At 37.7% G+C, this 13,040-nt stretch carries 10 protein-coding genes; 2 read left to right on the forward strand and 8 right to left on the reverse strand.

Features of this window, described 5'->3' with window-relative positions; translation table 11 throughout:
• Window positions 1-85: 85 nt before the first annotated feature.
• The gene (gene clpB / locus SJY45_RS01790; RefSeq protein ID WP_400073057.1) at window positions 86-2,686 is read right to left on the reverse strand and encodes an ATP-dependent chaperone ClpB; all 2,601 of its coding nucleotides are present in this window, start codon (window positions 2,684-2,686) and stop codon (window positions 86-88) included.
• A 166-nt stretch (window positions 2,687-2,852) separates the two neighbouring features.
• Between clpB and ytxJ the strand changes: the two genes are divergently transcribed.
• Window positions 2,853-3,248, forward strand: a complete 396-nt coding sequence (gene ytxJ / locus SJY45_RS01795) for a bacillithiol system redox-active protein YtxJ (RefSeq protein WP_215439075.1) — start codon at window positions 2,853-2,855, stop codon at window positions 3,246-3,248.
• 60 nt (window positions 3,249-3,308) lie between these two features.
• Here ytxJ and fahA read toward each other — a convergent pair whose 3' ends face one another.
• Entirely contained in the window at window positions 3,309-4,601 is a 1,293-nt protein-coding gene (gene fahA, locus SJY45_RS01800; protein WP_215914565.1) for a fumarylacetoacetase, read from the reverse strand.
• A gap of 112 nt (window positions 4,602-4,713) precedes the next feature.
• Between fahA and glyA the strand changes: the two genes are divergently transcribed.
• Window positions 4,714-5,988 (forward strand): serine hydroxymethyltransferase, encoded by a 1,275-nt coding sequence (gene glyA, locus SJY45_RS01805; protein ID WP_215439494.1) that lies wholly within the window; start codon window positions 4,714-4,716, stop codon window positions 5,986-5,988.
• Between the two features lie 146 nt (window positions 5,989-6,134).
• On the opposite strand, the gene SJY45_RS01810 is transcribed toward glyA, so the two are convergent.
• The 6 genes from SJY45_RS01810 to SJY45_RS01835 form a co-directional block, all read right to left on the reverse strand.
• Window positions 6,135-6,791, reverse strand: a complete 657-nt coding sequence (locus tag SJY45_RS01810; protein ID WP_303405843.1) for a hypothetical protein — start codon at window positions 6,789-6,791, stop codon at window positions 6,135-6,137.
• 148 nt (window positions 6,792-6,939) lie between these two features.
• The gene (locus SJY45_RS01815) at window positions 6,940-7,611 is read right to left on the reverse strand and encodes a response regulator (RefSeq protein WP_400073058.1); all 672 of its coding nucleotides are present in this window, start codon (window positions 7,609-7,611) and stop codon (window positions 6,940-6,942) included.
• 41 nt (window positions 7,612-7,652) lie between these two features.
• Window positions 7,653-9,713: a tetratricopeptide repeat protein gene (locus SJY45_RS01820; protein ID WP_400073059.1), complete on the reverse strand. Its 2,061-nt coding sequence runs from the start codon at window positions 9,711-9,713 to the stop codon at window positions 7,653-7,655.
• A 72-nt stretch (window positions 9,714-9,785) separates the two neighbouring features.
• The gene (locus tag SJY45_RS01825) at window positions 9,786-10,310 is read right to left on the reverse strand and encodes a hypothetical protein (protein ID WP_400073060.1); all 525 of its coding nucleotides are present in this window, start codon (window positions 10,308-10,310) and stop codon (window positions 9,786-9,788) included.
• A gap of 142 nt (window positions 10,311-10,452) precedes the next feature.
• Window positions 10,453-11,184: a LytR/AlgR family response regulator transcription factor gene (locus tag SJY45_RS01830; protein ID WP_400073061.1), complete on the reverse strand. Its 732-nt coding sequence runs from the start codon at window positions 11,182-11,184 to the stop codon at window positions 10,453-10,455.
• A 287-nt stretch (window positions 11,185-11,471) separates the two neighbouring features.
• Entirely contained in the window at window positions 11,472-13,010 is a 1,539-nt protein-coding gene (locus SJY45_RS01835; RefSeq protein ID WP_400073062.1) for a hypothetical protein, read from the reverse strand.
• Window positions 13,011-13,040: the final 30 nt, after the last annotated feature.

Here is a 13,040-nt window from a genome sequence, read left to right on the forward strand (position 1 = left end):
ATATACTGTATGGTATATACCAAAGAAAAAAAAGCACCCTTTTTCGGGTGCTTTTAAAAACAAGTCTATTTTAAGAAAAATATACTTACTCTACCAGTTCATCTTGATTTCTAAAGACCAGTTCGTCATTAAAGGAATCAATAAGAACAATACTATCCGCTTTTATATTTCCGCTCAGGAGTTCCTTTGAAAGGTTGTTAAGAACCTCTCTTTGTATGACCCTTTTTATGGGACGGGCTCCGTACTGTGGGTCATAACCCTTGTTGGCTAGGTAATTAACGGCTTCTTCGGTAGCATCAATTGTTATATGCTGCTTTGCAATAGTTTTCTTTAAGCTGTTTAATTGTAGTCTAACAATTTTGGTAATATCCTCTCGGCTAAGCGGGGTAAACATGATAATGTCATCTATACGGTTAAGGAATTCAGGACGAATTGTTTTTCGCAACAATCCTAAAATCTCAACTCGTGCAGCCTCGGTGGCGCTATAAGGGTCTTTGCTGTTTTCAAATTTTTCCTGAATTATAGTACTGCCCATATTACTGGTCATTATAATAATGGTATTCTTGAAATCTGCAACTCTACCTTTATTGTCCGTTAATCTTCCTTCGTCCAATACTTGTAATAAAATATTGAATGTGTCCGGGTGTGCCTTTTCAATCTCGTCAAGCAGAACCACGGAATAAGGTCTTCTTCTCACGGCTTCCGTTAACTGGCCACCTTCATCATAACCTACGTATCCTGGAGGTGCTCCAACCAATCTACTTACTGAGTGGCGCTCTTGATATTCACTCATGTCGATACGCGTCATTGCATTCTCATCATCAAAAAGATAAGAGGCCAATGTTTTTGCCAGCTCCGTTTTACCAACTCCTGTGGTACCTAAAAATAGGAAGGATCCAATAGGTCTGTTCGCATCTTGTAATCCGGCACGACTTCTTCTAATGGCGTCGGATACGGCCTCAATGGCTTCGTTCTGGCCAACTACTCTCTTGTGAAGGACCGTTTCCAGCTTTAAGAGTTTTTCGCGTTCACTTTGTAGCATCTTGGTTACCGGAATGCCGGTCCATTTTGCCACGACTTCCGCTATGTCTTCACTGGTAACCTCTTCTTTTATTAAAGTATCGCCTAGCTGTTGTTCATCCAATACTTTTTGGAGTTCCTCCAGTTTTTCTTGTGACTCTTTAATTTTTCCATAACGTAGTTCCGCAACTTTACCGTAATCTCCATTGCGCTCCGCACGTTCCGCCTCAAGCTTAAACTCCTCAATATCCTGCTTGGTCTTTTGAATCTCGTCTACAATCGATTTTTCGCTTTCCCACTTGGCAAAAAGCTCATTTCTGTCTTCTTTCAGATTCGCTAGATCAACGTTTAACAATTTTAGCTTGGCCTTATCGTTTTCACGTTTTATAGCTTCAATTTCAATTTCTAATTGCATAATCTTGCGGTCCAGAACATCTAGCTCCTCTGGTTTGGAATTTATTTCCATACGTAATTTAGCAGCAGCTTCATCCATCAAATCAATAGCCTTGTCCGGTAGAAACCGGTTGGTAATGTACCGTTGCGATAATTCTACCGCAGCTATTACCGACTCATCCTTGATCCGTACCTTATGGTGGGCTTCATATTTTTCTTTAATACCGCGTAGAATTGAAATAGCACTTTCCGTATCCGGCTCGTTAACAACTACCTTTTGGAAACGTCTTTCTAGCGCTTTGTCTTTTTCAAAATATTTTTGGTATTCATCCAGTGTGGTGGCACCTATGGCTCTGAGTTCTCCGCGTGCCAATGCCGGCTTTAAAATGTTAGCGGCATCCATGGCACCTTGTCCACCACCAGCGCCAACCAACGTGTGAATTTCATCTATAAATAAGACAATGTCCCCATCTGATGAAGTCACTTCTTTAATGACCGATTTCAATCGCTCCTCAAACTCTCCTTTATATTTGGCACCGGCAATCAAAGCCCCCATGTCCAAAGAATAGATAATTTTATCTTTAAGGTTCTCGGGAACGTCGCCTTGAACAATACGGTGCGCTAAACCTTCGGCAATTGCCGTTTTACCGGTACCCGGTTCACCAACCAACATAGGGTTGTTTTTGGTTCTTCTTGATAAAATTTGAAGAATACGACGGATTTCTTCGTCGCGTCCAATTACCGGGTCCAATTTGCCACTGTCTGCTAACTGGTTAAGGTTACGGGCGTATTTATCCAAGGAGTTATAGGTGTCTTCCGCACTTTGAGAAGTTACCCTTCCTCCTTTACGCAGTTCTTCAATGGCTGCTTTCAAATCTTTTTCGGTAGCTCCTTGGTCCTTTAATATCCGAGCTATTTTACTGCTGGATTTTAAAATGGCCAATAAAAGATGTTCAATGGAAACAAATTCGTCATCCATCTTTTTAGCAATGGTACTGGCTTCGTTTAAAGTTTTCCCTGCTTCTCTGGACAGGATAATATCCCCTCCCGAAACCTTAGGGAAGCTTTTCAGTTCCTTTTCCAAGATTTGTTGTAGCAAGGAAACGTTAATATTTAGTTTCTTCAGTATAAAAGGAAGTACGTTCTCATCTACCTCCCAAATTGCTTTGAACAAATGTTCGTTTTCTATCTGCTGGTGGCCCAAGCTTTGAGCAAGCTGTTGAGCTTGCTGAATGGCCTCCTGAGATTTTGTGGTGAAATTATTAAAGTTCATATGTATATTGTTATCTGTTGTTATTGTTTATTTTTGACTGAAATAGGTCAACAATCTTACCAATGTAAGACACAGGACAAAATGTCGCTTATTGTAATAAAACAAAGGACATTTAGTCAGTTGTAAGGTTTTGGAGAACGTTAGACTGATACTATAAAAATACAAAATGGGTCTCTTTAATAATTTGTTTGGAAGTAAAAATGAAGGTGAAGAAAAAAAGGAAGCTAAAATTCCTTGGATAGCACTTACTTCTCTAGAGCAATTAGATGAAATTGAAAGGAAGTCTTTAACAAAGCCTCAAGTAATATTTAAGCATTCTACTACTTGCGGAATTAGCCGGATGGTATTGAATATGTTTACTCAGAACTATGCAGTAGAAGAGGGGCAGATGGACTTTTACTTCTTGGATTTGCATAGTTACCGTCAAGTTTCCGATGAAACCGGCTATAAATTTCAGGTTATGCACCAATCGCCTCAGTTGTTGGTGATAAAGAATGGCGGGGTAGTAGCTCATGATTCCCATGGCGCTATTACGGATATCAACTTAGAAAAATACCTTTAAACCCACCCGTTATAAGGGAGTGGTTTAAAGGTATCTTCAAGATTAAATATCTAGAGTTTATTAGCCTTTCTTTTTGGCCTCAAAAGGAGGTAAAAGCGTAGTTCTAACTTCTCCAAAACCAATACGGATATCTTTGTTGGAGCAATATCCTTTCATAATTACGGTGTCATTATCTTGAATGAACGTGCGTTCTGAGCCGTCGTTCAATTGTACCGGCTTGGTGCCTTGCCAAGATAGTTCTAACATGGAACCGTAGGAATTGGGGGTTGGGCCAGAAATTGTTCCACTTCCCATCATGTCTCCACTATTCACCTTACAACCGTTTACGGTGTGGTGCGCCAGTTGTTGGGACATGGTCCAATACATATATTTAAAATTGGATTCGGAAATGGTAGTTTCGGTACCGTTTTCAGGAGCTAAAGCTACTTCTAAGTTAATGTCGTAACTATGTCTTTTCTTTTGCTGCAAATAGGGTAGAGGAGTAGGGTCTTGTTTTGGACTGTCTACTTTAAAAGGCTGAAGAGCATCTAACGTTACAATCCATGGAGATATAGATGACGCAAAATTTTTGGCTAAAAATGGTCCAAGGGGAACATACTCCCATTTTTGAATGTCGCGCGCACTCCAATCATTAAAAAGTACCATTCCAAAAATATATTCTTCTGCCTCGTCTACGGAAATAGGTTCACCTAAGACATTGGTATCCGTGGTAATGAAAGCCATTTCCAATTCAAAATCTACTAAACGAGAAGGCCCAAAAACAGGAGTTTCCGCCCCTTTTGGCATGGTCTGCCCCATAGGTCTATGAATGGGGGTGCCGCTAGGGATAATGGTAGAGCTTCTTCCGTGATATCCTACAGGAATGTGAAGCCAGTTAGGTAACAGGGCGTTATTAGGGTCGCGGAACATGGTACCTACGTTAGTGGCGTGTTCTTTACTGGAATAAAAATCCGTGTAATCGCCTACTTGTACGGGCAATTGCATTTCAATTTCATCCATAGAGAAAAGCACTACGTTTTTATGGTCTTCGTTATTTTTTAGGGTGTCATTAGAAACTTCAAATATTTCACTAATACGGTTACGTACTAACCTCCAGGTCTTTTGACCATCCGAAATAAAATCGTTCAATGTATCCTGAAGAAAAATATCGTCCGTAAGGGGTATATCATTAAAATAGCCAAGTTGGTGCAAGGCACCAAGGTCAATGGCGGTATCTCCAATACGGGTTCCTATGGTTATGATATCATCACGAGTGAGAAAAACACCAAAAGGAATGTTCTGGATAGGGAAATCTGAATTATCGGACACGGGAAGCCATGTTCTCTTTGAAGGGTCATTGGCATGTATGGGCATAGCAAGATTGTTAATTTATATTTGATAAATTCTTGATCAAATATATTGTTTTATGAGTTTTAACAAGGGGCAATTCGTACTTTTGCATCTCAATTTAACAGAATATTTGCTTATGCAACGAGACAATCAGATTTTTGAACTAATAGCAGAGGAAAGAGAACGCCAAATAAGCGGTATAGAGCTTATTGCCTCTGAGAATTTTACAAGCCCACAAGTTATGGAGGCTGCGGGGTCAGTACTAACCAATAAATATGCCGAGGGATATCCCGGTAAGCGTTATTATGGTGGCTGCGAGGTAGTTGACAAAATAGAACAACTTGCAATAGATAGAGCTAAGGAATTATTTGGAGCGGCATATGCAAATGTTCAGCCTCACTCCGGTTCGCAGGCAAATGCGTCAGTGTACCACGCTTGTTTAAAACCAGGGGATACCATTCTTGGATTTGACCTTTCTCATGGAGGACATTTGACCCACGGTTCGCCGGTGAATTTTTCTGGTAGATTGTACAACCCTGTTTTTTATGGCGTTGATAAAGAAACAGGTATGCTAGACTATGATGTTATTCAAGAAATAGCAACTAAGGAAAAGCCAAAAATGATTATAGCGGGGGCTTCTGCTTACTCTCGTGATATAGATTTTAAAAGATTTAGAGCAATTGCAGATAGTGTTGGTGCTCTTTTGTTGGCTGATATTTCTCATCCAGCGGGGCTTATTGCAAAGGGCATTTTGAGTGATCCAATTCCTCATTGCCATATTGTAACAACAACTACGCACAAAACTTTAAGAGGACCACGTGGTGGGCTTATTCTAATGGGTGAGGATTTTGATAATCCATTTGGTATAAAACTAAAGAACGGAAATCTTCGTAAGATGTCCGCATTGTTGGATTTAGCAGTATTTCCAGGAAACCAAGGAGGTCCTTTGGAGCACATTATAGCGGCTAAAGCAATAGCTTTTGGAGAAGCTCTTTCTGATGATTTCCTCAATTATATGATCCAGGTTAAGAAAAATGCCGCTGCAATGGCGGCTGCTTTCGTAGCTAAAGGGTATAATATCATTTCTGGAGGCACGGATAATCACATGATGCTTATTGATTTAAGAAATAAGGACATTACGGGTAAGGATGCCGAAAAAGTTTTGGTAAAAGCAGATATTACTGCAAACAAAAACATGGTTCCTTTTGATGATAAATCGCCTTTTGTTACTTCTGGAATTAGATTTGGAACAGCTGCCATAACTACTAGAGGTCTTAAAGAAGCTGATATGAACGTAATTGTTGACTTGGTTGATGAAGTTTTGACCAATGCCGAAGATGATGCAAAAATTGAAGCTGTCAAGGAAAAAGTAAATGCCTTAATGAGTGGAAGAGAACTTTTTAATGTTTAGTTCCAACTTCTCAAAGCATAGCAAATAATCAATATAATCCCATCCCCCAATCTACTCAATTTATTGAGTAGAAAATGGGGGAATTGATTATTTTGGGGAATGGGCAGCTTATATTACTGTCATTTACCTCAAAAAACTTGTTTTAATCAATGGTTAAGCATAAATAGGTCACCGTGTTCTATTGTAGAGCTTTTTAAATCGTAGATGACAGCATCATCCTCAGATTCAAAATAAAGACCCCAATACTGAAAATAGTCTTTCTTGGTATTGTTATCTGCCTCTATATTCTGTATAAGAATTTCGTTTCCTTCATTGTTTTCTTCCTCAAAAACAGGAACATAGATTTCATAAGGTGTTTCTGTTAAACCCTTGCTGAAATGCACATAGTGCTTACATATTTCGGAAATAATCTTGTCTAATTGCTCAGGAATACTATTATCATAAATCTTGTTGATGATAATAGCGGTGTCCTTTAGGAAAAAGGTAAACTCTTCAATATCTACTGTGGAACCACTTTCTTTTACAAGATTGTTGAGCAATTTTATAAAAGAGGTTCTTCCAGGTTTAAAATTGCCCCAAGTACCTTTATTAAAGTGAAATAACATCTCTACCAACGAAATATTACAGTTTAGCTCAATGGCTAAATTGGTTTTTTCATCTTTATTGGTATAATTTAAAATGGTAGCATCTGCAAAAAACAATTTTTCCAAACTATTTGCGAAAGACTCCATTCCTTCCATTTGTGAATTTGGAGTATAACCATTGGAATGGTTGTTCCTAAAACTATCGTGGTATAGTGGCATATGATGTAGTTATACACTTTGTGCCAAAGATAGTTTTCAGTTCTGTTTGAACTTTAAAGAAAAACCCCATAAAAACTGGGGTTTTTTTGTTTTAAGAAAATAAACTAATGTGTAATTTATTGTTATTCAACAATGTATCTGTTATTTGTTAAATAAACCCACGTTTTCTGGCTTCTTCAATAAGAGCAAAGTCGTTACCGTTTTCAACATTGAAGATTACTTTCAACTGTCTTTTTCGGTTTTCAACGGTTGTGCTGGATGCTGCAACTAAAGAAGAGATATCCTTGGTTTTGGTTCCTATTGATAATTGATACAATATTTTTTTATCACGTTCATCAATTTGGTCTTCGTTTGCCATTTTTCTGCGTATGGCCTGCAATGCCGCTGCAGTGTAATAAGGAGGATTTTCAATAACCGTTCGTACCATATCTTGCAGCGTCTTTTCATCAACTTCGGATTTTACCATATATCCATCAGGATTTACAGTCTTTAGTACGTTGTTAATATGGTAGCTGTCACTAAAAGAAGAAAGAAAAACTACTTTAGAAGAGGGGGATATTTTTCTAACCAAAACCCCAAGGTCTACTCCACCTCTTTCTTCTTTAGCGCTATCCGGAAACATTTGGATGTCCAATAATACTATATCATAGGGCATGCGGTTTGCGGAACTTTCTATTTCTGCTTTGCCTTCATGATAACTAGGAGCAATATTTACGGTTACTTTGTACTTTTCAAAATCACACCCTTCAATGGTATACTTGTAACCTAGAACAATCATCTCATGGTCATCAACAGCTAATATTCTAATTAAATTATCCATAATTTCTTGGTCAGTCTACACTTAAAAAAAAATGCTTCTAACTAATTTCTTTTATTTAAAGGCACTTCCAATGTAACAGTGGTACCCTTGCCAGGTTTACTCTTAATCGTGTACGTTCCCTTTATTTTTTCAATTCTAGACGAGATATTACGCAAACCTATACCTTTTTTTCTGGAACTTGTTTTGAAGCCTTTTCCATCGTCTATGATTGTGGCCATAAAACCAGAATCTGTTTTACTAAGTTCCAAAATTACGTTTTTACATTGGGCATGTTTAACACAATTTTGTAAACTTTCCTGAATCATCCTATAAACATTAATTTTTATGCTTGCCCCGAGCGAATCCCAGTTAAAGGTCTCATTATAAACAAACTTATAGTCAAAATTGCCTGTAGCTTGGACGGTAAGCAATAAATCTTTTATAGAGTGTATAAAGTTTGGAATGTTTTGGTAGGCGGCATGGCTTAATTCATGTGAAATAGAACGGACCTCTTTTTCTACCTCTTGTAATGCGTCTATTGCTTTCTTTCTTTCAGAAATAGCCTCTTCTTCTGTTCTTTTGTTGAGACCTGTAAGTACCATGCGTGCTCCTAACATTTTACCTAGCACGCCATCGTGAAGCTCTTCCGATATCCGTTTTTGTTCAATTTTTTTTCCTTCTTCTAATTTTTCCTTTTGGGTAAGCATTAGATTAAAAATCTCCTGGTTTGCGGCTTGCTGTTGTTGTTGAAAACGAAGTTTTTGGTTTTTTGACCTTTGATCTAGAATGATGTAGGACATAAGTCCTAGCAGTAATATGGATACCGCTACACCGGTCCATAATTGTTTTTGTCGTGATAGTATTTCGTTTTCAGCTATAAATTCATCTGTCTCAAAACGTATACGGGCAAACTTATTTCGTGCTTGTCTTTCTACCTGCTGTAAACTGTCATTTAAAGAAATGTATTGTTGCGTGTAATAACTAGATTTTTCAGGTTCTAATTTAGCCAACAGTTGCAAACTCTTTAAAAATCGATCATTATTACTTGCAATTTTGGCATAACCCATAGCTTTTTTTGCTTGGGTTATGGCTTGTACAGTGTCTTGTTTACCTAAATAATAATCAGCAAAACAGTAGTAACTTCTTGAAATATCTTGAATTTCACCAATGCTATCTTGAATCTTTATGACCTTTTTGAAATTGGAAGATAGGTCCGATTTAAAATTAACTTTGGCTTTACTATACGTAAGATTATTTAGCGCCATGGCATATAGCGAGGGACGTTCCGTAGAGAGATTTTTGTCCTTTAAAACTTCTTCAAAATAGGGGATGGATTCTTTGTAGTTGCCCTGTTCCAAATAAACAACTCCAATATTATTATTAAGGCTTAGCAGATAATTATTTGGGGCGTCTATTTTCATTTGATATTGCAGAGCTGTGTTATAGTAATCTAACGCCCTATCAAACTCTTTTAGTTCTTTGGTAATTGAACCTAAATTATTGTAACAGAGGTACAGTCTTTTGTACTCTTCTAAGGGTTTTAAGATATCAATAGCCTTTATAGTGTTTATTTCACTACCGGTATAGTCTTTAATGTCTGCTTGGGTAACAGCCATATTGTAAAGCATACGTGCAGATTCATAATCCATATCAAGAGCTTCGTATATTTTTTGCGCTTCCGAGAAGTGAAGATAAGCACTGTCGGCTTTTGCATACAATCTATGAAAATCGGCCAAATCCCAATTGGCTTCGGCTAACGTTATGCTATCATTCAGTAGTTTGGATAACTCTAAGGTTTGTTGATTTGCTCTTCTAAAGTTTGTAGAGTCTTTAAGTACTAAATATCTAAGTGCAATTTTAGAAATCAGTTTATTCTTTAGAGAGTCATTCTCTATTTTATTGGTATGAGTTTCAGCTTTTTCAAGGAATAGTAGATGTTCGTTATGTGAAAATCTTGAGTTAGAAGAACTGTCTATTAATGAGAAAATGGAGTCTGCTTGGGTAGAAATTTGGTTATTACTAAGTTGGTTGTTTTTATTGTTGCATGAAACAAATACAAGAGCTAGCCAGAAACAACTTATAAAAAAAACTGACTGAGAAGGTCCATATTTGAAAGAAAACATGCGGAAAAATTCAGGTTAAAAAAAAGCCTTAAAAATTAATTTAAGGCTAAGATAATCTATTTTGATTGCATATTATGAACCACGTCTGTCAGTTGGTACATCGTCACCGTCTACTGAAGAACCGCGTCTGTCAGTTGGTACATCGTCACCGTCTACTGAAGAACCGCGTCTGTCTGTTGGCACATCGTCACCGTCTACTGAAGAACCGCGTCTGTCGGTTGGCACATCGTCACCGTCTACTGAAGAACCGCGTCTGTCGGTTGGCACATCATCACCGTCTACTGAAGAACCACGTCTGTCGGTTGGCACATCGTCACCGTCTACTGAAGAACCGCGTCTATCGGTTGGCACATCGTCACCGTCTACTGAAGAACCGCGTCTGTCTGTTGGAACATCGTCACCGTCTACGGAAGAACCACGTCTGTCTGTTGGAACATCGTCACCATCTACGGAAGAACCACGTCTATCGGTTGGCACATCATCACCGTCAACAGAAGAATCAACATTTACATCATAAGCTGAATCTGTTTCGGTTTCACATGAGATCACTCCAAATGACATAATCGTTAATGCTAAAATGCTTGCTACTTTTTTCATAATTAAACCAGTTTTAGGGGGTTGTTGTTATTTCTTACACTGCTAAACTATTATTGTTTAACAGCATATTAACTAACTGAAAAAATGTAGTAGTAAAAGCACCAGTTTTGAGAGTAAACGGGTGAGTTTCAATAGAATTTAATTAATTAAGGGCTGAAATTGTGTTTTTTGACAATAAATCTTTAAGACCATCAATGTTCTGTCTATAAGATTTAGAAAAAGGCAACTGCATTTTTGTTTGCTTTAAAGTGCAGTAAGATTTGCCATAGCTAATACGAGAAATAAAGTTGGTGTTCACAATATAACTCTGGTGTATTCTCACAAAATTTTTAGGCAGTTGATTTTCGAAGGTTTTTAACGTTTTGTAGGCGTTATTTATTGTTCCGTCCTTCATAACAAACTCTGTAGAATTGTTGTCTGCCTGAAGATAAAGAATGTCGTCTGTATTTATATACTGAAAATCTCGATATGATTTTAAGCAAAGGGTTTGGGGTTCCGCTTTTGCAGGTACTTGCTTTTTAAGACGTAGTATAGATTTCCTAATATCAAACTCATTATGAGGTTTTAGCCAATAATCAAAAAAACCGTTTTTGATGGCATCGTAGGCGTAATCCTTACTGTTGGATATACCTATTATAATAGGAAGCTCATTTATATATTGATGAAGCTCCATAACCATGTGAAAATACTCGTACGCACTTTCGTTCAAATTTATGAAAACTACATCTGGAGAGTATTTTAAAATTGTATTAATGCCGTCCGAACTATTCTGTGCCAGACCGGCACAGGTGAAGTCACCATAATCCTCCAAATAGTGCTGTAATTGCAAATTTGAAGTCGCATCTGAATCTATTATGGTGTAAGTATATTCCAAGACACATTATTTTGATGCAAATTAGTGACAGTAAGTTACATAGCTATAAAGATATTCCCCACAATATTTGGGGTTTTTATAGGGAATATAAAGGTTTTATTTATATTTGAAAGAAAAAGATTACATTATTTGTGTTAAATTTTAACCAAATTGTTAATTGGTACTTATTTGAATCCATTTGGAGTGCACTCATCAGATTTTTCGTAGGTAAAAACTGAATTGTAGAATATTGATTTAAGAGATTTATTCCTGTTGAAGGGGGGCTTAACATTAGGATTGTTTATGTTTTAGTCCAATTCAGAAAATTCGTAAGCCCCTAGGTCAGGAGACTCTGTACGCTCTGTTCCTAAGATGTCCAGAGGAATAGCAAGTGCATCTGTTTTGTCTCCAATATTGAGGGCTTCGGAAGTAGAAGTTAATCTGAAGTTGTTCTTTTGGGTATCTTCAAACTCAGGCAGCCCATTAATAAAGCTATTTTTATAAGTTGTATCATCTTCAAATTGGTACAATTCTCCGGAGTTGGGTGGAATGTTGTTTTCATTCACCGTAATAAGACAAGAACTGAATAGAAAATTATAGGCATTTGAGCCATTGGAACCATGTGAAATTTCAAAATCGCCATTTCCGTCAATGATACAATTTTTAAAATCAGCTTTTATTAAATCTGCCCCATTTGAATTATTTTGCCCGTCAGGTTCAAAATTGTTTATGGTCAATGCAGCGTTAGGTCTAAAGCTCTCTGTCCAATAATTGGCAATTGTGGTGTGTGTAAATGAATAGCTTCCTCCTAAGTTGCAATAAAGAGAACTGTTCCCGGCACTACCCAAAACAAGGTTCTTAGCTTCAATATACGCTGTTTTTCCCCATAGATTTATTTTGGAGCTATTGTAAATTTGAGAGTTTTCAATGGTCAAGGTAGGGGAGGATAACGAAGACCCACCCTGGGAGAAAATACCAGTCGTAGCATTTTTAAGGGTGAGATAATTAATGGTATTATTGCTGCTGCCCGCCTCTAAACGAATCCCATGCCATTGTCCGGCCACATTACCATATTCAGGTTCCAAACGGTCTCCTTCAAAAATAACTTCGTTCTCTAATAGCTCTTGATCGGAACTCAAGGCGCCATTGATCTTCAGGCTAGCTTTAGGGCGTACTGCTATTCCGGAGTTTTGATGAAAAAACACTCGCGCGCCAGGGTCTAAAATTAGTTGCTGTTCGCTGGGAACTACGGCAAACCCGTAAATGACATAAGGCTTTTCATTGGTAAAGTGTAATTGGTCGTTTTTAAGCTCAAAGCCGGGAGCGCTTATATTATTTCCATCTGCATCTACATCAATTACGACCATTTCTTTTTCTCCTTTGCTATTTCTAGTGGGATAGAGAAATATTGCGTCTTGCACTAAAGTAACCAGAGGGATTTGTTGACTGTTGCTGCCTTGGTCAAATTGTAATATATCCGTGTATAAAAATTGATTTGTATTCTGGAGGGTTACAGTAGTTTCGATAAAAATATAGAGACTGTCTTTGGCCATTAGGGGAATGTCCGAAAAATTTTTCCCGGCAACACCATCAACATTTAGGCGGTAAGAACTTGTTTCCCCTTGCTTTAATCCGATGAAGGGGATAGAAATATCATCTTTGCTCCGGTTGTATACTTTTAAACTGTATGTACTGCTGCCAATATTGGAAAAAATAGTATCCAAAAAAACGGTGTCTTTTGAGAATTCAAGGTTTCCGTTACTTGGTGCGTATTCAAAATCTTTACGGCAAGACCCAGTGGATATAAATAAGGCAAGTAGTGCTATTGTCATTAAGTATTGCCTCATATCTTTTGTCTAAATGTCTACTTTTAAAGC

It is taken from the genome of Zobellia russellii (assembly GCF_044597075.1).
GTDB classification, from domain to species: domain Bacteria; phylum Bacteroidota; class Bacteroidia; order Flavobacteriales; family Flavobacteriaceae; genus Zobellia; species Zobellia russellii.

What these genes read in the sequence shown, in the direction of transcription:
- clpB (WP_400073057.1), bottom strand. Translation starts at nt 2,686, where the DNA reads ATGAACTTTAATAATTTCACCACAAAATCTCAGGAGGCCATTCAGCAA.
- ytxJ (WP_215439075.1), top strand. Translation starts at nt 2,853, where the DNA reads ATGGGTCTCTTTAATAATTTGTTTGGAAGTAAAAATGAAGGTGAAGAA.
- fahA (WP_215914565.1), bottom strand. Translation starts at nt 4,601, where the DNA reads ATGCCCATACATGCCAATGACCCTTCAAAGAGAACATGGCTTCCCGTG.
- glyA (WP_215439494.1), top strand. Translation starts at nt 4,714, where the DNA reads ATGCAACGAGACAATCAGATTTTTGAACTAATAGCAGAGGAAAGAGAA.
- SJY45_RS01810 (WP_303405843.1), bottom strand. Translation starts at nt 6,791, where the DNA reads ATGCCACTATACCACGATAGTTTTAGGAACAACCATTCCAATGGTTAT.
- SJY45_RS01815 (WP_400073058.1), bottom strand. Translation starts at nt 7,611, where the DNA reads ATGGATAATTTAATTAGAATATTAGCTGTTGATGACCATGAGATGATT.
- SJY45_RS01820 (WP_400073059.1), bottom strand. Translation starts at nt 9,713, where the DNA reads ATGTTTTCTTTCAAATATGGACCTTCTCAGTCAGTTTTTTTTATAAGT.
- SJY45_RS01825 (WP_400073060.1), bottom strand. Translation starts at nt 10,310, where the DNA reads ATGAAAAAAGTAGCAAGCATTTTAGCATTAACGATTATGTCATTTGGA.
- SJY45_RS01835 (WP_400073062.1), bottom strand. Translation starts at nt 13,010, where the DNA reads ATGAGGCAATACTTAATGACAATAGCACTACTTGCCTTATTTATATCC.